Source organism: Actinomadura citrea (genome assembly GCF_013409045.1).
GTDB classification, from domain to species: domain Bacteria; phylum Actinomycetota; class Actinomycetes; order Streptosporangiales; family Streptosporangiaceae; genus Spirillospora; species Spirillospora citrea.
This window is the reverse complement of record NZ_JACCBT010000001.1, coordinates 1,912,337-1,931,969: the sequence shown is the minus strand read 5'-3', so window position 1 is coordinate 1,931,969 and position 19,633 is coordinate 1,912,337. Positions and strand designations below refer to the sequence as shown.

Annotated in this window: 15 protein-coding genes; 11 read left to right on the top strand and 4 right to left on the bottom strand. The window is 72.9% G+C overall.

What is annotated here, in order from left to right:
- Window positions 1-36 precede the first annotated feature (36 nt).
- The 3 genes from BJ999_RS09075 (at window position 37) to BJ999_RS09065 (ending at window position 3,109) form a co-directional block, all read left to right on the top strand.
- Window positions 37-1,806, top strand: a complete 1,770-nt coding sequence (locus BJ999_RS09075) for an MOSC and FAD-binding oxidoreductase domain-containing protein (protein WP_218934994.1) — start codon at window positions 37-39, stop codon at window positions 1,804-1,806.
- 54 nt (window positions 1,807-1,860) lie between these two features.
- Complete coding sequence (locus BJ999_RS09070) at window positions 1,861-2,631, top strand: muconolactone Delta-isomerase family protein (RefSeq protein ID WP_179832881.1); 771 nt, start codon at window positions 1,861-1,863, stop codon at window positions 2,629-2,631.
- Between the two features lie 85 nt (window positions 2,632-2,716).
- Complete coding sequence (locus BJ999_RS09065; RefSeq protein ID WP_179832880.1) at window positions 2,717-3,109, top strand: VOC family protein; 393 nt, start codon at window positions 2,717-2,719, stop codon at window positions 3,107-3,109.
- Between the two features lie 166 nt (window positions 3,110-3,275).
- On the opposite strand, the gene BJ999_RS09060 is transcribed toward BJ999_RS09065, so the two are convergent.
- Window positions 3,276-3,539 carry a hypothetical protein gene (locus BJ999_RS09060; protein ID WP_179832879.1) on the bottom strand — a complete coding sequence of 88 codons (264 nt, stop codon included), beginning with the start codon at window positions 3,537-3,539 and terminating at the stop codon, window positions 3,276-3,278.
- 268 nt (window positions 3,540-3,807) lie between these two features.
- Between BJ999_RS09060 and BJ999_RS09055 the strand changes: the two genes are divergently transcribed.
- The gene (locus BJ999_RS09055) at window positions 3,808-5,244 is read left to right on the top strand and encodes a hypothetical protein (protein WP_179832878.1); all 1,437 of its coding nucleotides are present in this window, start codon (window positions 3,808-3,810) and stop codon (window positions 5,242-5,244) included.
- Window positions 5,245-5,308: 64 nt separating this feature from the next.
- Window positions 5,309-6,046, top strand: coding sequence for a translation initiation factor IF-2 (locus tag BJ999_RS09050; protein WP_179832877.1), 738 nt, complete (start codon window positions 5,309-5,311; stop codon window positions 6,044-6,046).
- Window positions 6,047-6,080: 34 nt separating this feature from the next.
- Here the strand turns inward: BJ999_RS09050 and BJ999_RS09045 are convergent, their stop codons facing one another.
- Entirely contained in the window at window positions 6,081-6,431 is a 351-nt protein-coding gene (locus tag BJ999_RS09045; protein WP_179832876.1) for an MmcQ/YjbR family DNA-binding protein, read from the bottom strand.
- Window positions 6,432-6,515: 84 nt separating this feature from the next.
- Here BJ999_RS09045 and BJ999_RS09040 point away from each other — a divergent pair, with 84 nt between their 5' ends.
- The 6 genes from BJ999_RS09040 (at window position 6,516) to BJ999_RS09015 (ending at window position 16,042) form a co-directional block, all read left to right on the top strand.
- A complete protein-coding gene (locus BJ999_RS09040; protein WP_179832875.1) occupies window positions 6,516-6,851 on the top strand; it encodes a CU044_2847 family protein in 336 nt (111 codons plus the stop codon).
- 7 nt (window positions 6,852-6,858) lie between these two features.
- Window positions 6,859-8,529, top strand: coding sequence for a VMAP-C domain-containing protein (locus BJ999_RS09035; RefSeq protein WP_179832874.1), 1,671 nt, complete (start codon window positions 6,859-6,861; stop codon window positions 8,527-8,529).
- Window positions 8,530-9,519 carry an AAA family ATPase gene (locus BJ999_RS09030; RefSeq protein ID WP_179832873.1) on the top strand — a complete coding sequence of 330 codons (990 nt, stop codon included), beginning with the start codon at window positions 8,530-8,532 and terminating at the stop codon, window positions 9,517-9,519.
- Window positions 9,509-14,152, top strand: coding sequence for an SAV_2336 N-terminal domain-related protein (locus BJ999_RS09025; protein WP_179832872.1), 4,644 nt, complete (start codon window positions 9,509-9,511; stop codon window positions 14,150-14,152). Before BJ999_RS09030 ends, BJ999_RS09025 begins: the two co-directional genes overlap by 11 nt.
- Window positions 14,153-14,191: 39 nt before the next feature.
- Window positions 14,192-14,767 (top strand): TetR/AcrR family transcriptional regulator, encoded by a 576-nt coding sequence (locus tag BJ999_RS09020; RefSeq protein ID WP_179832871.1) that lies wholly within the window; start codon window positions 14,192-14,194, stop codon window positions 14,765-14,767.
- A gap of 75 nt (window positions 14,768-14,842) precedes the next feature.
- On the top strand, window positions 14,843-16,042 hold the full coding sequence (locus BJ999_RS09015) for a Cmx/CmrA family chloramphenicol efflux MFS transporter (protein ID WP_179832870.1): 1,200 nt from the start codon (window positions 14,843-14,845) through the stop codon (window positions 16,040-16,042).
- A gap of 12 nt (window positions 16,043-16,054) precedes the next feature.
- Here BJ999_RS09015 and BJ999_RS09010 read toward each other — a convergent pair whose 3' ends face one another.
- Entirely contained in the window at window positions 16,055-17,263 is a 1,209-nt protein-coding gene (locus tag BJ999_RS09010; protein ID WP_179832869.1) for a hypothetical protein, read from the bottom strand.
- A 210-nt stretch (window positions 17,264-17,473) separates the two neighbouring features.
- Complete coding sequence (locus BJ999_RS09005) at window positions 17,474-19,540, bottom strand: M6 family metalloprotease domain-containing protein (protein WP_179832868.1); 2,067 nt, start codon at window positions 19,538-19,540, stop codon at window positions 17,474-17,476.
- Window positions 19,541-19,633: the final 93 nt, after the last annotated feature.

The window sequence follows — 19,633 nt, the reverse complement described above, 5'->3', positions numbered from 1 at the left end:
GCGGGCTTGGAGCAGGAATCCGCGAGGTGCTGTGAGGTGGTGCGGTTGGCACGGCTGGTGGCGGTCAACGTCGGTATGCCCAAGGACGTCTCCTGGGAGGGGCGGACGGTGCGCACCGGAATCTGGAAGGAGCCGGTGCGCGGCCCGGTCATGGCACGTCGTCTGAATCTGGACGGGGACGGGCAGGGGGACCTGGCGGGCCATGGCGGTGAGCAGCGCGCCGTGATGGTCTACCAGGTGGACTCCTACCGGTACTGGGAACGGGTGCTCGAACGTGATGATCTGGTGCACGGGCACTTCGGGGAGAACTTCACCGTCGAGGGCCTACCCGATGATCAGGTGTGCATCGGGGACCGCTACCGGATCGGCGAGGCCGTCTTCGAGGTCACCCAGCCCAGGGTGACCTGCTACCGGGTCGGCCTGCGCCTGGGCGAACCGCAGATGGCGGCGCTGCTGGTCGCGCACCACCGTCCCGGCTTCTACATGAGAGTGATCACCGAGGGCGCGGTGGAGGCGGGGCAGGAGATCGTCAAGGTCGCCGACGGCCCGGGCGCGATGAGCGTCACCGAGGTCGACGGGCTGCTGTACCTGTCCGAGCATCCCCGTGACCGTCTGGAACGCGCGTTGCAAGTCGAGGCGCTCAGCCCTGGCTGGCAGGACTCGTTCCGGGCCCTGCTACGGCGGGGCGACGACGGGCTCGGCGGGAATGTCGGATTGACGGCCGAAGCAACGGTGCCGCCGCCCGCCTGGACGGGATTCCGGGCCCTGCGGGTGGCCCGCATCCAGCGGGAGAGCAGCAGCATCGTCTCCGTGTGGCTGGCCGCCGAGCAGGGCGGTCCGCTGCCGCCCGCACTGCCCGGCCAGTTCGTGACCGTCATGCTGGACGCCGACGCCCACGGACCCGCGCTGGTACGCGGCTACTCGTTGTCGGGCAGGCCCGGGGACCAGGAGTACAGGATCAGCGTCAAGGCCGAGCCGCACGGTGCCGCCAGCACGCGGCTGCACCGGTATCTGAAAGTCGGCGACATCCTCCAGGTGGCCGCGCCCCGTGGCACGTTCGTGCTCGCCGCCGGCGACGGCCCCGTGGTGCTGGTGTCGGCGGGCGTGGGCGCCACCCCGGTCCTGGCGATGCTGCAGGCTCTGGCCGAGTCGGGGACCACACGACCGGTGTGGTGGCTGCACGGTGCCCGGGACGGCTCCGAACACGCCTTCGCCGCCGAGGTTCGCTCCCTGCTGGGCAGGCTTCCCCACGCCCGCCTGCGTGTGTGCTACAGCCGCCCGCGCCCGCAGGACCGCCTCGGCACCGACTACACGGACCCGGGTCACTTGGACGCCGCCCTGCTGCACAGCGCCGGAGTGCCGGCCGACTCCGAAGCCTACGTCTGCGGCCCGCCTTCGTTCATGGCCGCGCAGACCCGTGCGCTCGCCGAGCAGGGACTGGCCACCGACCGCATCCGCACCGAGACCTTCGGCACCGTGGCCTCCATCACACCGGGCGTCACCGCCTCCGCCGCCCGGCCGCCTCATCCGCCGGCGGGACCACCGGGCGCCGGACCGGCGGTGACGTTCGCCCGCAGCGGCATCCGGGCTCCCTGGGACGAGAGCGGGTCCAGCCTGCTGGAGTTCGCCGAGGCATGCGACGTCCCCGTCCGCTGGTCCTGCCGCACCGGCGTCTGCCACACCTGCGAGACGGCCATGCTGTCAGGCGAGGTGACCTACGACCCGGCCCCCATCGCTCCTCCCGCCGACGGCAACGTCCTGATCTGCTGCTCCCGCCCGGCAACGGAGATCGTCCTGGATCTGTGAGGAGGTGAGGAGGGACGGCCCGCTGCATCGCGCTCCCGAGAGGAGGAGAACGTTATGGAGTACCTCGTCCAGTTCCGGGTCGACGTCCCCGCCGGGACCTCCGACGCCGAGATCGAGCGGCGCCGGGACGCGGAGGCGGCCGCGGCGGCCGACCTGGCGGCTCAGGGGCACATCGCCCGCATCTGGGCCGTGCCCGGCACTTCCCCGATCATGGGGTTGTACCGCGCCGACGACCGGCCCCAACTCGACGCCCTGCTCCGGGGCCTACCGCTGTACGACTGGATGCGCATCACCGTCACACCGCTCGGCCCCCACCCCAACGACCCCGCCCGCGCCGCCGCTCCCGGCCCCGCCGGCGGCCGGCTGCCCGGACCCCGGCTGACGCTGGTGTACCGGCTGGAAGCCGCTCTCGATGCGCCGCTGGACCTGGGCGAGGTCGCCGCGGGGCATCGGCGCATCGTCGCCCTGACCGGCGGAACCTTCGCCGGACCCGACATCCGGGGGATCCTGCTGCCGGGGGCCAGCGCCGACTGGCAGATCGCGCTGGCGGACGGTACCGCGCTGGGCGACATCCGCTACACCCTGCGAACCGACGCCGGCGACCTGCTCTACGTCCGGTCGCGGTCGGTGCGTCACGGGAGCGCGGAGGTGCTCGCCCGGCTCGGCCGCGGCGAGGACGTCGACCCGAGTGAGTACGTCTTCCGGGCGGCCACCGAGATCGAAACCGCCGCCCGCGGTCTCGACTGGCTGAACAAGGGCGTCTTCGTCACCGTCGGCGGACGCCGCTCCGCGGAGGTCGTCTACGAGACCTACCTCGCCGGATGACCGACCGGCTCCATCGCGCCTGCTCATCCAGGCGCACCACCGATCGCCAGGCACCTGGGGACCGCTTCCTGGCAGGTTGGTGACCATGGACATCAACTGCGTGATCGTCGACGCCGTCGACCCGGATCGGCTGGCGGCCTTCTGGAGCGAGCTGCTCGACCGGCCGATCACCGGGCGTACCGGCCCGTACGTCTGGCTGGAGCGCAGGAACGGGCTGGGCGTGGGCTTCCAGCGCACCGACGGCTCCAAGTCCGCGAAGAACCGGCTGCACCTGGATCTGGAGTCGGAGGATCCAGCCGCCGAGCAGGCCAGAGTGGAGGCGCTGGGCGGACGGCGACTGACCGAGTACGACCCCGGGGGCTTCCTTGTCATGGCCGATCCCGAGGGCAACGAGTTCTGCATCATCCCGAAAGGCCCGTTCGAGCTCGACGACGAAGGCCGGGCCGACTACCTGACGGCGGACGCGCAGGCCACCTGATCCCAGGGCATGTGCCGGTGGTGCGGCCGGTCGGCATGGACGAGCAGCGGCACCGGCTGCGCAGTGGTGGACCCCGATGGGACAAACCCATAGAAGCGGCCCGCAAGGGCCCGCTTCTATGGGTGGTCTCCGGCCGGCCAGGTACGGTCGCCGGCCGTTGAGTTGATCAGGCGCCGTCTTCCGGCGCCTGCAGCGCCTGCCGCGCCGCCCGCATCGCGGGTGTGACCTTGTTGCCCGGGTCCTTCAGCGACTCCAGGAGCGTCTGCCCGGCGTTGCGATTGCTCACCGCGGCCATCTCCCAGGCACCTTCCCTGACGATGGGGTCGGTCGTACGCAGGGCCAGGAGGGTGTACTCCTCGGCCCGGGTTCCGCAAGCCTGCTGGGTTTCACTGAGCCGTTCTTCTTCTCCTCGACTGCGCCTCAATGCCATGACAGGTCTCCTTCGGGGTCTTTTGTTTGTGTGGAGGGACGGCTCGTCCCGAGCCCCTACCGTCCCGCACTCCCGGCCATCGTCAACACCGCCCGCCGGGGGCCGCCGCCACCTGGCCGTCCACGGAGGGGCCGGGGCTGCGCTGGTAGGCTCTCGGCCGATACGTGGGCGGAAGTGAGTGACGTAGTGGCCCGCCCCGGCGTGACGCCGCCGGTTCCGGACCGGCGCAGGATCCTGTCCGCCCGCACGTCCCACAGTTAGGTTCCCGGTGTCGTTCTCCCCTTCGACCGTCCGCCGCAACTGGCTGTTCTGCGCGGTGCTGCTCGTGGGCGTCGTGCTGCGGGTGCTCGCCATGGTGGGGTTCCGGGGCGTGCTGTGGTTCAACGACAGCTACGACTTCGTCCGGATCGCGGACGACCCGTTCCCGCACCCGCTGAGGCCGTCCGGGTACGGGCTCTTCCTGTGGGTGTTGAAGCCGTTCCACAGCCTGGCGCTGGTGACGGTTCTCCAGCACGCGGCGGTCCTCGGGCTGGCGGTGCTCGGGTACCGGATGCTGGTCCGCGACTTCGAGGTCCGGCGGACCTGGGCGGCGCTGGCGGTCGCGCCGATGCTGCTGGACGCCTTCCAGGTCGAGCTTGAGCATCTGCTGCTGTCGGACACCCTGTTCACCGCCCTGGTGTTCGGCGCGATGCTGCTGCTGGCGAAGCCGGGAGAGGCCGGGTGGCGGCGGGCCGCGCTGGTGGGCTCGCTGCTCGGCGTGGCGGCCGTCACGCGGTCCGTGGGAGTGCCGCTGTTCCTGATCGCCGTCCTCTACCTGCTGCTCAGGCGGACGCGGTGGCCGGTGTACGTGGCGCTCGCCGTGACGTTCGCGCTGCCCGTCGGGGCGTACGCGACGTGGTTCCAGCGGGACCATGGCCGGTTCCAGATGACGGGCGTGGACGGCGTCTTCCTGTGGGGGCGGACGGCGGCGTTCGCCGACTGCGACGCGTTCACGCCCCCTCCGGACCTGGCGAGGCTGTGCCCGTACGGCGCCAAGGGCGACCGGCCCGCCTCGTCCCACCAGATCTGGGAGGACAACTCGCCGACCGGCTGGTCCAACGGACGGGCGTTCGACGAGGAGACGAACGCCCGGGCGCAGCGGTTCGCGGTGTGGGCGATCAAGAACCAGCCGCTCGACTACCTGCGCGTGGTCTCCTACGACTTCTTCGTCCGGACGTTCTCGTGGCACCGGTCGCGTTACCCGACCGTGGGCACCGAGGCCAGGTACCACTTCCCCACGAAGCCCACGGCGCGCAAGCCGGAACTGCCCGTCTACGGGGGCGGCACCCGGGGGGCGGTCGTGTACGAGTACTCGCACGGAACGGGCCGCACGCACGTCGTCGAGCCGTACGCCGGTGTGCTGCGCGGTTACCAGGAGCACGTGAGCGTGCCGGGGACGGTGCTCGGCGTGGTGCTGCTCGCGGGCGCGGCCGGGATCGTGTGGCGACGGGCGCGCGCGCGGACGGCGCTGTTCTGGACGTCCGGTGTCGCCCTCCTGGCCATCCCTCCGATCACGGTCGACTTCGACTACCGCTACATGCTGCCCGCCCTGCCGTTCGCGTGTTTCGCCGCCGCGATGGCGTGGGGCCGCCGCCGTCCGGTCCCGGCCGCGCCGGAGGCCGAGTCGGCCCCGGCAGCGCCCGAGGCGCAGCCGGCGGACGCCTGACACGGTGCCGGATGAGTACGAGAGCGGATACCGCCGCGTCGCGGCCGTCGGGATCATTGGGCGCATGCGCCGATACGTGATCCCGCTGGTCGTCCTGCTCGCCGCCGGCTGCGGGCAGGTGGGCCGGAGCCCGGAAAAGATCGCTGCGGCGGACGCGCGGAAGGCCGCCGAGCGGGCCGGGGACCGGGTCCACGACTCCCGGGTACGGCCCGCGCGGGACGTGGGGCACCGGGCGGCGGACCTCGACGGCGTGGAGGTCATGCGGGTGACCGGTGTCTCGACCGCCGGGGACGGGGTGCGGCTCGTGCTCCGGACGTCCGGGACGGCGCCGGACGGCGGCTGGTTCGCGACCTCGACGATCACCGTGCGGAGATGCTTCGAAATGCGGTTCTCGACCACCACCGAATGGCAGCACTACGGGACCCGGCAGGTGGCGTGCCCGTCCGGGGGCCCGCTCACGTTCAAGCCGTGGCCGAAGGCGCCGGAGATCCCGTTCGAGCGGCTGCGCAAGGCGCTGCCCCGCGTCCCGAAGGGGGGCGGGGCGGACGAGGCGAAGGTCCGCGCGGCGGTCGCCTCGCTGCGGCTCGACCCGGCGATCCGGCGCGAGTTCGCGACCGAGGGCGACGTGGTCGGCGTGGCCCTCATCGTGAGGCCCTACGGTTCGGACGCCTTCGACTGCGTCCTGGCCCGCGTCGCGCCTGGCCGCACCAGCGTGTGGACGCCGCCCCGCATGCAGCGGATGGCGGGCGAGGGCGGCTGCAGCGCCGGCAACGCCGTCGACCCGCTGCCGCCGCCGCACTGAGGCCGCACCGGTCGGCGCGGGAGGCCGGGGGGCGTCATCCGTCCTGAAGGCCGAGGCGGGCGGCGGCGACCTTCTTCGGGACGACCATCAGCCACGCGTCGATGACGAGCTCTTCCATTTCCGCCTCGTCCAGCGCCGCCGTCCAGGCGTGCACCCAGTTGAAGCGCATGTCGGATTCACCGGGCAGGTGGAACTTCTCCGGCTCCGATTCGACGAGGGAGAGCCGCTCCTCCTTGGGGAACGCGAAACCCATGACGGTCTCGTCCCGCGAGAAGGCGACGTAGACGATGGAGCCGACGCGGAACTTCACCCGGTCCCTGATCAGGTGCTCGGACGTGCGGGGCAGCGTCATCGCGAGGGCCCGCACCTGCTCGACGGTGATCATCATGTCCTCCTGTGGCCGCGCCGCCTCCGGTGCGGTCCCCCCAGCAAAGCACCCCACAACGCATGATCTTGTTAGGTTTGTCGGGTGAACGAACTGGTGCGCTGGCAGACCGAGAACGGGACCATCGTCGTGGAGACCGACGACCTGGAGCCGGGCTTCCAGTCGGTGTCCCGCACCGGCGATCTGATCTACGACGCGGCGGGCCGGCTGGAGGACGCGTTCCAGCACGTCCGGGAGGCGGCGCAGGCGGCGCTCGCGTCGCTGCGCGGAGGCGACCTGGACCCCGACGGCGTCGAGCTGGAGTTCGGCGTCAAGCTGAACGCGGCGGCCGGGGCCGTCATCGCGAAGACGACCGTCGAGGGCCACCTGAAGGTCAAGATGACGTGGGGGCAGCCGCCGCGCGCCGCGGAGGGGGCGTAGCCGCGACGTGGACGACTGGCAGTGGCGCGCCTGGGTCGGCCCGCCGTCCGGGGGCAAGTTCGGCGCGGCGTTCCTCGTCACCGCGACGCGGCTGCTGACCTGCGCCCACACCGTCCACGGCCGGGACGAGGTGCGCGTCGGGTTCCCCGGCCTGCTGGAGGACCTGCCCGCCAGGGTCGTGCGGCGCGGCGGCTGGAGGCGGCCGGGCGACCCCGGCGACGTCGCCGTCCTCGAACTGCGCGAGCCCGTCGCGCTGACCCCCGCCACGCTGGCCGCGCCGGACGGCCTGCACGCGGGGAGCCTCGGCGAGCGGACGTTCGGGGTGTGCGGGTTCCCGCGCCGTCCCGACCAGAACGAGCGGCACGCGTCCGTGACGACGTTCCCGCATCGCGGGATGCGGCACGAGTGGTGGGAGCTGAAGACCGGCCAGGGCGACTGGCTGGAGGAGGGGTACAGCGGGTCCGCCGTGTACGACACGGCGACGGGCGAGGTCATCGGCATGGTGACGAACGCCGAGCTGCGGGACGGAGGCCGGGCCGACCTCGGCTGGATGCTGCCCGTCGAGCACATCCGTACGTACTGGGAGGAACTGGACGACCTGCTGCCGCTCCGGTGGCTCACCCCCGAGGCCCGCCGCGAGCTGCGGGACCTCCTGGACGGCGTCCGCTACACCGACCCGCTCGCCGCCGACCTCGAACGGATCACGGGCCGGCGGGCGTTCGGCGGTTTCCGGTCGGCGTGGGGCTCGGTGCGCTACGTGGCCGAGGGCTGGGAGCCGGACCGGCTCGTCCGGTACGTGGCGGCGCTCGGGCCGCACCTGCCCGGCTCCGCCCGGCGGCGGCTCGCCGCGTGGTCCGCGCGGCACCTGCCCGGCGCCGCGCCCGCCGCCCCGCGCTCAGGACCCGCATCGGTGATCGTCCGGCTGGAGCGGGCCACGTTCGACAACGCCTTCGACGTGACCGTGCACACCTGGATCGACGGCGCCGAGGGGCCGGGACGGCCGACCGAGCGCGTCCCGGACCGGCGGGTGCGGCCGGTGGTCGAGGCGGGCGTGGCGGCGCTCGCGCCCGCGCTGTTCGGCCGCGAGTGGATGATCGAGTTCGCGGTGCCGGAGGGCTGGCTCGGCAAGCCGTTCGAGCAGTGGTACGTCGACCCGCGCAACAGGATCCCCATGCGCAAGTACCCGGTGGTGGTGCGGGACGTGGAGCGGCTGCGGCCCGACTCGATCCGCCGCGACCAGGCCCACCACCGCTGGCGGCTGCTGAACGAGCGCGGCCGCAGCGACCCGCGCCCCATCGCGTGCGACGCCCCGCGCAAGGGCAGCGACTTCCAGGACTGGCTGGAGGCCAACATCGACTTCTGCGTCCTGGTGTACGGGTCGCGTCCGGTGAAGAGCTGGCTGACGGCCGCGCTCAACAACGGCATCCCCGTCATGATGTGGACGCGCACCCCGTGCGACGCGTCCTCGCACGGAGACTGCCGGGGGCACCGCGTCCTCGACGAGCTGACCGCGGCGGTCGGCGACCGGCACCCGGGCGACCTGCCACGGCTGGCGCTCGCGCTGCGCAAGGCCGCGCTCGTCGCCCCCAAGGACGCACCGCACTGCGGGCGCGACCTGACGCTGCTGTGGGACGATCCGTCCCGGCTGCCCGACCCCCCGCTCGCGATGGAGGTATAGGTGCCCGACTGGCTGCTCTACACAGGGAGCCGAAGCACGCACGACGGCATCGACCGGCTGCCTCCTCCGCCGCGCTGGCGCGCGTTCGACGGCGAGCCCGTCATGGAGACCCCTTCCGGCGGTTCCGGGAACGAGCACCAGGCGACCACGTACCGTCCGTCCGACGATGCCGTGCAGCAGGTGAACGCCGCCCTGTATCTGCGCCGCCCGCTGCTGGTGACGGGGCCGCCCGGCACCGGGAAGTCCACGCTGGCCTACGCCGTCGCCCACGAACTGGGTCTCGGGCCCGTCCTGCACTGGCCCATCACCAGCCGGACCACGCTCCGCGACGGCCTCTACCAGTACGACCCGCTCACCCGCCTGTACGCGGCCGGACGGGGCGACGCGGCGGGACGGGACGACGCGTCCCGCGAGGAGGACATCGGCCGCTACATCCGCCTCGGCCCGCTCGGCACGGCGCTGCTGCCCTACCGGCGGCCGCGCGTCCTGCTGGTCGACGAGATCGACAAGAGCGACATCGACCTGCCCAACGACCTGCTCACCATCTTCGAGAAGGGCGAGTACGAGCTGCCCGAGCTGACCCGGCGGGCCGACCCGGTCGCCGAGGTCATGACCGCCGACGGGCCGGGCGGGCGGGTCACCGTCACCGCCGGGACGGTCCGCTGCCGCGCGTTCCCGCTGGTCGTGATGACCAGCAACGGCGAGCGCGAGTTCCCGCCCGCCTTCCTGCGGCGCTGCGTGACCGTGGAGCTGCGGCAGCCGTCGGACGAGGCCGAGCTGTCGGCGATCGTCCGCGAGCACCTCGGGTCGCTCGCCGACCAGAGCGACGACCTCGTCCGCCGCTTCTTCGAGCGCTCCGCGTCCGGCACGCTGGCCACCGACCAGCTCCTCAACGCCGTCTACCTGTGCCGCCACGCCGACACCGAGGACCGCCGCGCCCTGGCCGACCGGATCATGCCCTACCTGACCGGGCCCGTCGATGACGATTGACCGGCTCCGGGACGCCCTGTCGGCCATCGGGCCGCCGCCGGACGCCCGCGAGCTGAGCGAGATGCTCTGGCTCGCCTGCCACATCTCCCCGGCCGGGGAGCAGCCCGCCGCCGTTCCGCCGGTCCCACCTCCGGTCGTGGACGAGCCCGTGGACGCCCCCGCGCCGCCCAAGCCGCCGGAGCCCCCGGCCCCGCGCCCGTCCGAACCGCTGACCGGGCTTCACCCGCGCCCGGACGCCGGAGCGGAGCCGGTGGGCCGCGCGTCCGAGGTGCTCGTCCCGACCGCGCCGATGCTGGCCGACCCGCTCGGCGTCCAGCGGGCGCTGCGCCCGTTGAAACGGCGCGTCCCGTCCCGGCACCGCGTCGAGGTGGACGAGGACGCCACCGCCGCGCGCATCGCCGACACCCGGCTGTGGACGCCCGTCCTCGTCCCGTCCCCCGAACGCTGGCTCGGCCTCGACCTGGTCGTCGACACCGGCCACAGCATGCGGCTGTGGCGCCCCCTCGCCCGCGAGCTCGCCGAGACGCTGCTCCGCCAGGGCGCGTTCCAGGACGTCCACCTCAGCTACCTCGACGGGAAAGGCCGCGTCGCCTCCACGCCCGAGGCACCGCCCCAGGACCCGGGAACGCTCCTGGACGCCTCCGGGCGACGGGCCGTGCTCGTCCTCAGCGACTGCTCGGGCCCCCACTGGTGGAACGGACGCGCCGTGCAGGCCGTGCGCCGCTGGTCGCAGGCCGGACCGACCGCGATCGTCCAGCCGCTCGCCGAACGCCTCTGGCGCCGCACCGCCGCGCCGACCTCACCCGGCCTCGCCGTCCTCCCCCGCCCCGGCGCCCCGAACACCGACCTGCGCTTCGCCCCCTACGACGGCGCCGCCGGCCCCGGCGTGCTCGTCCCCGTCCTGGAGATCGCGCCGCGCTGGTTCGGCGCGTGGGCCCGGCTCGTCTCCGGCTCCGACCCGCAGCCCGCCGCCGTCGCGACGCTGCCGGCCCGCCCGTCCGGGGCGGCGCCGGTGCGGCGCGAGCAGGAACTGCCGGTCGCCGAGCGCGTCCGCCGCTTCCTCGCCACCGCGTCCCCGGCCGCCGCCGAACTGGCCGCCCACGTCGCGGTCTCCGTCCCGTCGCTGCCGGTGATGCGCCTGATCCAGCACCGGGTCCTCGGCGGCTCCGGCCCCGGGCAGCTCGCCGAGGTGCTGCTGAGCGGCCTGCTCCGCCCCGCCGGCGACGTGCGCTACGCGTTCGTCCCCGGCGCCCGCGAGGCCCTCCTCGACACCCTTCCGCGCCCCGAGGCCCTGCACACCCGGCACGTCCTGGAAGCGGTCTCCGCCGAGATCGAGCGCCGCGCCGGCACGAGCGCCGAAACGTTCCGCGCCCTCCTCCCGGCCGACGGCGGCCCGGTCGTCCTCACCGCCGAAACCGACCACTTCGCCCTCCTCACCCCGCAGACCCGCTCCCACCTCACCCCCGGCCCCGCCCCCGCTCCTGCGGCTTCTGCCCCCGACCTGCTGGAACTTCTCGACTCCCCGGTCGAGGAACTGATCGGGGACGGCTGGGACCGCGGCCCGCGCCCCACGGTGATCGGCGTGGACGGCGAGGACCTCGTGTCGGTCGACGTCCTGCGCGGCAACCCCGACCTGCCGCACGGCCTGATCACCGGCCCTGAGGCGTTCCGGGAATCGCTGCTGCGGACCCTCGTCCTCAGCCTGGCGCTCGACCACTCCCCGAACATCGTCAACTTCGCGTTCGTCGACCACAGCCCGGCCACGTCCTTCCCCCTGGTGCATCTCCTTCCTCACGTCGCAATGCCCCTCCACACCCAGTGGACGGACCCGTCTGCGCTGGGCCGGCTCCCAGAGGCCCTGGAGACCGAGCGGAAGCGCCGCGCGACCGTCCTCCAGGACGCCGGGGTCACCACCTGGGACGAGTACCAGGCGGCCGTCGCGGGCGGGCGGCCGCTCGATCCGCTGCCCGCCCTCGTCGTGATCATCGACGACACCGGGCCCATGCTGGACGCGCGGCCCGAACTCCTCGACCCCCTCGCCGCGCTCTGCGAGGAGGGACCCGCCCAAGGGATCAGGTTCGTCTTCTGCTCGCCGAACGACTCGCCCGCGCCGCCGGGCATCGCCGGGTTCGCGGGCTGGAACGTGGGCTCTCCGAGCCGCATGGGCGAACACCTCGCGTCCGTGCACATCTTCGCGCAGGAGGCCCGCCCGGCCTTCGAGCCCGCACACGTCCCACTCGACGCGGTCGATCCGATCCTGGGGCTGATGGCGCGCCGCGGCCGGGAGGCGCGTCTCCTCTCCCGGCCCGAGGACCCCGCGAATTCTGAGCCCGTAGAGCCGGTTGACCCCCTCCAGCTCACAGGCGAGCCCGAGCTCGACGTTCTGCGGTTGAACGGGGGCGGGTCGAGGGAGTTGTTGCACGAGACATGGGCACTGCCCGCCGACATGCCGCGCAGCCCGGCGATCGGTCACCGGCCGGACGGGCATCTCCTCAGCCTCTATCCGCTCGATCGCTCATCGGGCATTCCGCACGGTCTGGTCGTCGGCAGCCCGGAGGCCCGCCAGAAGGTCGTTCGCGCCGTCACCCTGGCCCTCGCCGCAGGGCACTCCCCGGCGGACCTGCAGTTCGTCTTCGCGGGGCTGGGCGAACATCCCCTGGGCGCGCCCATCGACCTTCCGCACGTCCGCTACTCGGAGGAAGAGCTGCTGGGCTCGCCGGAGAGACTCCGGCTGTTCTTCGAATTCCTGTCCGATGAGCTCGAATCACGGTTCCCGGCCCCGCCGCGGAACGTGCCGGCGGCTTCGAGTCTCGGCACCGGCCAGCTCACGGACGACGAGCTGCACCAGTTGTACGAGCGGTTCCGCCGGGACCCTCACTCGGTCAGCCAGGCCTGGTGGGACTTCTTCGAGGACTACCAGCCCGGCGAACAGCCCGTCGCCCCGCCGCCTTCGCCGACCGAGACGCGGCCGCGCCTGCTGGTCGTGGCCGACCTGTCGCTCACGTTCCCGCCCAGCAGGCGCGAGGTGGGCGAGACGCTCATCTCACTGGCGCAACGGGGCAGGGCGCTCGACGTCCAGCTGCTGCTCACCTCGTCCACCGTCGAGAACACCACGATCTGGGACCGCTTCCTGCCCCTCCTCGGCTGGCGCATCGCGGCGAGCCGCCTACCGCCCGACCAGCTCCAACGCGTCCTCGGACAGGCGGGTCTCCAGTTCCCGGACGAGCGAACGGCCTACCTCCTCGCCGGAGGCGGATCCCCCCAACCGTTCACCGTGGCGCCGGAACCTCCTCGCGAGGCCGTCGAAGACTTCATCCGCCGAACGCGGCAGTCCTCGCCGGCCGTCCCGGCGGGCACCGCGCCGGAGAGCGCCCGCCTGGAGGCCGTCAACCGCCTGCTCGGCGACCTGGACGAGTTGATCGGGATCGGCCTTTGGACGCGCGAGGGCGGACGCGTCGACAACATGGCCGTGCGGGCCCTCCGGGACATCCTCCGAGCAGACGCGGAGACCGCGCGTTCGGGCGATCCCCTCACGCTTCGTCACCTGGTCTTCCCGACCGCCTACAGGCCGGAGATGATGGTGGCGGCGGAGCTCTACGTAGAGAAGCTCGACGAACTCGGGGTCCTGGCGCAGAGCGGCCCTCCCTCGTCCCAGGACGACGTGCCGAACCTCTGGTCCTTCGACTCCGCGGAACGGTGGCCGGACCTCATCAGCGCCGTCCGAAGCCGCGTCCTCTTCCTCCATCTCGACGACCCGGGAGCGATGCCGCCGGACGACTCGTCGGTCCGGGCGCTCTTCGCCCCCTTGCTCTCCGCGCTGCCCGAGGAACCCAAAGGCCCCCTGGTCGTCCTCTGCGGGGAGCCGGAGCAGTTCGAGAAGCTTCGCCGAGCCGTCCCCGAACTCGCCCGCCGCATCAGATGGATTCACACCTTCGACGCCGCGGCCCCGGCGGGTGCCGCCCGGCCCTCGCCGAGTCGGACCGTGCGGCTCGGGAGCGACCCGGAGACGGGCGAGTCCGTGCTCCTGGACTTCGACGTCGATCGCCATCTGCTCATCAGCGGCCCGAGCGATACGGGTAAGTCGCCCCTGGTGCACATGATCGCCGAGAGGCTCGCCTCGGGCGGCACCGAGCGGGACCGCCTCGTCTACGTCCTGGACACCTACATGAGCCCGCATGACCTGGCGGACGCGGAGGCGCGGAGACAGGCCGGCGTACGGTACACGGCGTCGCCGGAGGAGTTCGGCGGGCTGCTGGACGAGGCCGTACGGAGCGCTGGGATTCCCCTCGGCGGCACGGGTCCCGAGGTGTACGTGCTCGTGGCGCACCGCCGGCGCCCGGTCGGGGACGACCCGCTCGCGGCGGCCGTTCCCGTCCTGCGGACGATGCGCGAGCACGGCGTCCACCTCGTCCTCGCCCACCACCAGATCACGGCCGGGGAGCCGCTCGACCCCGTGGTCGCGTTGCTCCGGAGACTCGGCGCGCCCGCCCTGCTGACCGGCCGCGTGGGCGGCCAGGAAGCGGATCTCTGGGACGTGCCCACGACCTTGCAGGGCCCTCTGGAGCCGGGCGAGGCCCTGCTGGCGCATCCCGGGCGGCAGCGGCTCGTCCGGCTCGGCCACCCGTCCCGATGATATTGGATCGAGCTGTCCATAACGTGTTACGGTGATCCCATGGCACGGCCGAGGAAGTTCGACGAGGGGCTGGCCGTGGAGGCGGCCATGCGGGCCTTCTGGGCGGACGGCTACGAGGCGACGTCGACGCAGGAGTTGTGCGCGGCGACCGGTCTCGGGCGCAGCAGCATCTACAACACCTTCGCCAGCAAGCGCGACCTGTTCGTCAAAGCGCTGGCGCACTACATGGAGGTGCGGACCACCCGGCTCATCGACCACTTGCAGGACGGCGAGGGCACGGTGCGCGAGCGTCTCCGGGCGGTCATGGACTGGGCCGCCGAACCGGACGGGGACGACCCGTCCGGCTGCCTGGTCGTGAACGCGACGGTGGAGCTCGGCCCGCACGATCCCGAGATCGCCGAGCGCCTCGAACGGGACCGGCGGCGGCGCTTCGCCACCCTCAAGGCGGCGATCGAGGGCGGGATGCGCGACGGCGAGATCGACGCCGCCAAGGACGCCGGCGCGCTGGCGCACTTCATGATCTCCACGATCAGCGGCATCCAGGTGGCCGCGCGCGGCGGCGCCGGTCCCGACACCCTCAGGTCCATCGCGGACACCGCGATGCTCTCCCTCTGACCCGGGCGACCGGTGAGCCGCCCTTTTTCACGCCCGAATTTTGTACTGATCTATCCAATACACAGGAGGACAACGATGCCACTGGCCGTCTACGTGCTGGGCGTGGCCATCTTCGCGCAGGGCACGTCGGAGCTGATGCTGGCGGGGCTCCTGCCCGGCATGGCGCACGACCTCGGCGTGTCCGTGCCGGCCGCCGGGTGGCTGATCTCGGCGTTCGCGATCGGGATGCTGGCCGGGGCGCCGCTGCTCGCCGTCCTGACGCTGCGCTGGCCGCACCGGCGGGCGATGCTGGCGTTCCTCGCGGTGTTCGCGCTGACGCACGTGGTCAGCGCGCTCACGCCGGGGTACTGGACGCTGTTCGCGATGCGGATCGTCGGCGCGTTCGTCTACGCGGGGTTCTGGGCGGTGGCGGCGGCGACCGCCGTGAGCCTCGTGCCGCGCGACGCGCGCGGGAAGGCGATGGGCGTCGTCGCGGGCGGCCTCACGGTCGCGGCGATCGTCGGGCTGCCCGCGGGGACGATGGTCGGGCAGCATCTCGGCTGGCGGGCGGCGTTCTGGGCGGTCGCGGCGATGTCGGCCGCCGCGATGGCGGGGGTGGCCGCGACGATCCCCGCCGCGCGTGCGGACGCCGTGCCGCCCCGGGTGCGGGACGAGGTGCGCGCGATGGCCGTCCCCCGCCTGTGGCTGCTGTACGGGACGACGGCCCTGGCCACGAGCGGGCTCCTCGCCGTCTTCGGCTACCTGGGCGCGCTCCTGACGGAGACGACGGGCATCGCGGAGGCGTGGGTCCCCGGCGTGCTCGCGCTCTACGGCGTCGGCGCGCTCATCGGGATCACGCTCGGCGGGCGGACGGCCGACCGGTGGGCCGTCCCGACGCTGTACGCGGGCTTCGCAGGGCTCACCGTCGTGTCCGTGCTGCTCGCCCTGGCGGCGAGGTCGCCCCTGCCCGTGGTCGTCCTGGTGTTCCTCCTGGGGTTCGTCGGATTCGGGACGAACCCGACCCTCAACTCGCGGGCGTTCGGGATGGTGGACGGCGCGTCGACGCTGGTCGCGGCCGGGAACGTCGTCGCGTTCAACATCGGCATCACGGTGGGCCCGTGGCTCGGCGGGCTCGCGATCGGCGCGGGGAAGGGCTACCCGTCCACGGCCTGGATCGGGGCGGCGCTGGGCCTCGCGGCGGTCGGCACCGTGGTGATCGGCACCCTGACGCGCGGGGAGCCCCGGCCGCGCTCCGCCGAGGAGGCCGAGCCGGCCGGGTCCACGATCAGCGTGTGAGGGAGCCGGCGGTCAGGAGCAGGAGGCCGCGCGGAAGGCCCACAGGGCGCGCCGCCCCGGGTGCTCCGCCAGCGTGAAGATGCGGTGGCGGCCCCGGTGGCACGACAGGTCCTCCGGCCCGTAGGAGATCGTGCGGTGCCGCACCGGGGCCCAGCCGCGGCCGGTGTGGCGGGTCGAGAAGAGCCGGCCGCGCCTGCCGCCGCGGCTCTGGGTGAACCACCACTGCCCGTGCGTCCTGACCGCGCCCTGGACCCTGTCCACCGGGAGCCGTGCGCCCCCGTCGGCGCTCGCGGTCCCTCCTCCGGCCAGCGCCTCCAGCGGCCAGGTGACCACCCGTCCCCGCGGCCAGTTCGGGCGGCAGTACTCGCCCGCGATGAGGACGTGCGGCCACGTGGTGCGGTCGACCGCCGTCCACGACATGCGCAGCGGGCCCGAGCCCCTGCACTTGGCGCCGACCCGGCCGCGGGCGAACTCCCAGTTGCTCGTCTGCGCCATCACGTACCGGAACCCGTGGGCGTAGTAGGTGCCGCCGTACAGCCCGATCCGGTCGGCATGGCCGGTCGAGCCCGCCTTGCTCGCGGTCAGGTCGAAGATCTGCCGCATGTCGAACTCGCGCAGCCCGTGCCTGGTGTCGGCGACGTACAGCTTGTTGCCGTACCAGGCGATGCCGCCGGCGTGGACGCCGACGTCGGTGTAGGTGGGCCGCCCGCCCCGCATCACCGGCGCAACGAGCAGGACGTGCCGGTACACGCGCCGGTCGGGGTCGACGAACGTGAGCCTGACCCGGCCGCCGTTGTGCCAGGACACGAGGATCGGCCGGACGCCGCCCGCCCACGCTCCGCCCGCCGCCGCGTCCGAGACGGACGTGACGCCCTGCGGAACCCAGGCCCTGGCGGTGCCGTCCGCCCTGGTGAAGCAGTAGACGAGCGAGTCGGCCGGGACACCTGCGGCCCGGCCGCATCCGCCGCCCAGCCTGGCGTGGCCGGACGAGCGGAGCAGCGGGCCGACGCCGGTCCGGCGGAGCCTGCCGCCGAGCGCGCCGATCGTTCCGCTCCGGTCGGTGCCGCGCCGCAGATCGAAGTCGCGCGGATCCAGGGGCGCCGCCACGGTCCATGCCCGCGCCGCAGACCCCGCCGGCGACTCCACCGGCGCAGGTGCGGCCACCGCCTGGGCGACACCCGGGGTGGCGGCCGCGAGGACACCCGCCGCGACGACAGCCACCCCCGGCCACCGGACTACAGTCACCGTGCGTTGCAAGATCATCACAGTGCGTACATACCCAGGCCGGACGCTACGGACGACCCCGACAAGACCTAGGGAAAGGCAACTTATGTTTCGCGGCCCATTACTTCGGGGGCGTCAACCCGTCCCCAGCTCCCGACGTCACGGACGGGACGGTCCCTACCCGGGGACCGTCCCGTCCGGGATGGGTCAGCGCAGGGCGCACGTCCCCGAGTCGGACTTCGACGCGTCGCTTTCCGAGGTCCCCGTCAGGCTGAGCCGCGCGTGGCGGGAGGCTCCCGGCTTCGCCTTCGCCCAGACCTCCACCTTGGTGCGGCCGCCCGCCTGGGCGGTGGCCAGCTCGTTCGGCAGGGACGTCGTCCAGCCGTCACCGGACACGGCCGCCTTGAGGCGGAACACGTCGGAACCGTGGCGGCCGTCGCCGCCCCGGCCCGTGTTGGTGAGCGTCATCGTGCACTTCGTCCAGCCCGCGCCGGTCGGCCGGGCGGGGCCCGAGTCGACCCGCACGCCGCGCCGCTGCGGCCCGGCGCCGTCCAGCGAGCCGACCGCGACCGTGTAGGACAGGACGCCCTTGCGGTCCCGCCTGAGGTTCAGGACGTAGAAGTGCAGCCGGTTCGCCTGGTCGACGTACTCGTACTCGCTGCCCGAGTTCGTCCCCGCGTGGTAGAGCGCGTCGGAGAGCTGCCGGTAGTCGCCGATCGTCATCTTCTTCGGGGTGCCGTCGGGCAGGACGAAGTCGACCTTGTCGATGTCCTGCGGGTTGGCGTCCTCGACCCAGATGAACGGGGCGCGGTCCTGGTCCTTGGTCTTGGCCAGCAGGACACCGGAGTCGGGAGTGAAGGAGTCCGTGCCCATCCGGTCGACGACTTCGAGGGTGTAGTTGTCGTAGCCGCCGCCGTCGCACAGCGGGTCGGCGGCGGTGTCGCACGCCGGGCTCTTGTCACCGCCCTCGCCGAGCTTGACGTTGATGCCGGTGAGGCCGCCCTTGCCCGGGTCGACCGACCGGGCGGTCACGTTGGCGACGACCATGCCGGACGCGGCGAGCGCTTCCCGGCTGAGCTGGAGCACGTCGTCGTTGTTCACCATGCCGAGCTTCAGCTTGTTGCGGAGCATGTGCTGGGCGCCCATGGACCCGCCGCCCGTCGCCGGGATCGTCCACCGGCTGTGCGGGCCTCCCGGCCCGTTGAACGTGCCGCGGCTGAGCATGTCCCACGGGCCGCTGTAGGCGCGGCGCGGCGGGTCGCCGTAGGGGTTGTTGTAGTTGTCGCCGATGCCGAGGATGTGGCTGAACTCGTGGGCGTAGACCGACATGCCGGAACTCTCGGCCTGCGTCGAGGAGACGCCCGGGATGGCGTTCGGCCAGATCGTCGAGCCGGCCTGCCAGGACGTCCAGGGGACGTACCGGGTCTTCACCCAGTTCGTCAGGGTCGGGTCGCCCGGGCCCCACTCGTTCGGCACCTGCTCCTTCGTGCCGAACTTCATCTCGCCGAACTCCTGCCAGGTGGACGACTCGTCCTGCCCGGCGCTGAGGAAGAAGACGAAGTCGAACTTGTTCGCCGCCTCCTCGCCCACGTCGGCGACCCACGCGTCCCGCGCGTCCTTGCGCAGGTCACGGTTGCAGGTGTCGCCGGTCGGGCATCCCGTCCCGCCCTGCATGCCGTCCACGCCGTACTCGTGGTCCTTGGCGGGCATCTGGTAGGCGCCGAACCCCGTCAGGTTCACGCCGAACCGGCCGCCGGAGTCCTCCATCCAGTACTCGTGGAGGGTGTGGCCGTGGTTCAGGGCCTGCGGCTTGTTGAGGAAGTCCTGGTAGAACTTCGCCACCTGCGCGCGCGGCACGTCGCCGACCTTGACCGGGTTGCCGAAGACCGACGAGTTCACCGGCTGCGTGACCTCGAACGGCTGGTTCGGGTAGTCGGCGAGGACGACCGCGACGTTGAAGTTCTTCACCGAGCCCTTGCGGGCCGGGTCCGCCCACGCGGTTCCAGGGATCGCCTTGTAGTCGTCCCAGGTCATCGTGTCGGGAAGCTCGTAGTTCTGGGGGTCGATCGGGCGCGGGGCCCCCGCCGCGAACGCGCGGGCGGACGGCTGCTCCCGCTGCCACGGCTGCGTCTGCGGCCAGTGCCGCATCTGCCAGGGGTTCGCGGTCGGTTTCGGGACCGGGGGCCCCGGCTGCGCGGCGGCCGGCACGGCCGCGAGTCCCACGACCAGCCCCAGCGCCGCCGCGGGCACCAGCAGAATCTTCTTGGCGCGCATGTCTCCCCTACCTCAGGTGGGTTGCGGGGAGACGGTAAGGACGGGCGGCCCCGCCCGGCTACGGCCGACATACACGATCTTGCGCCGGATGCC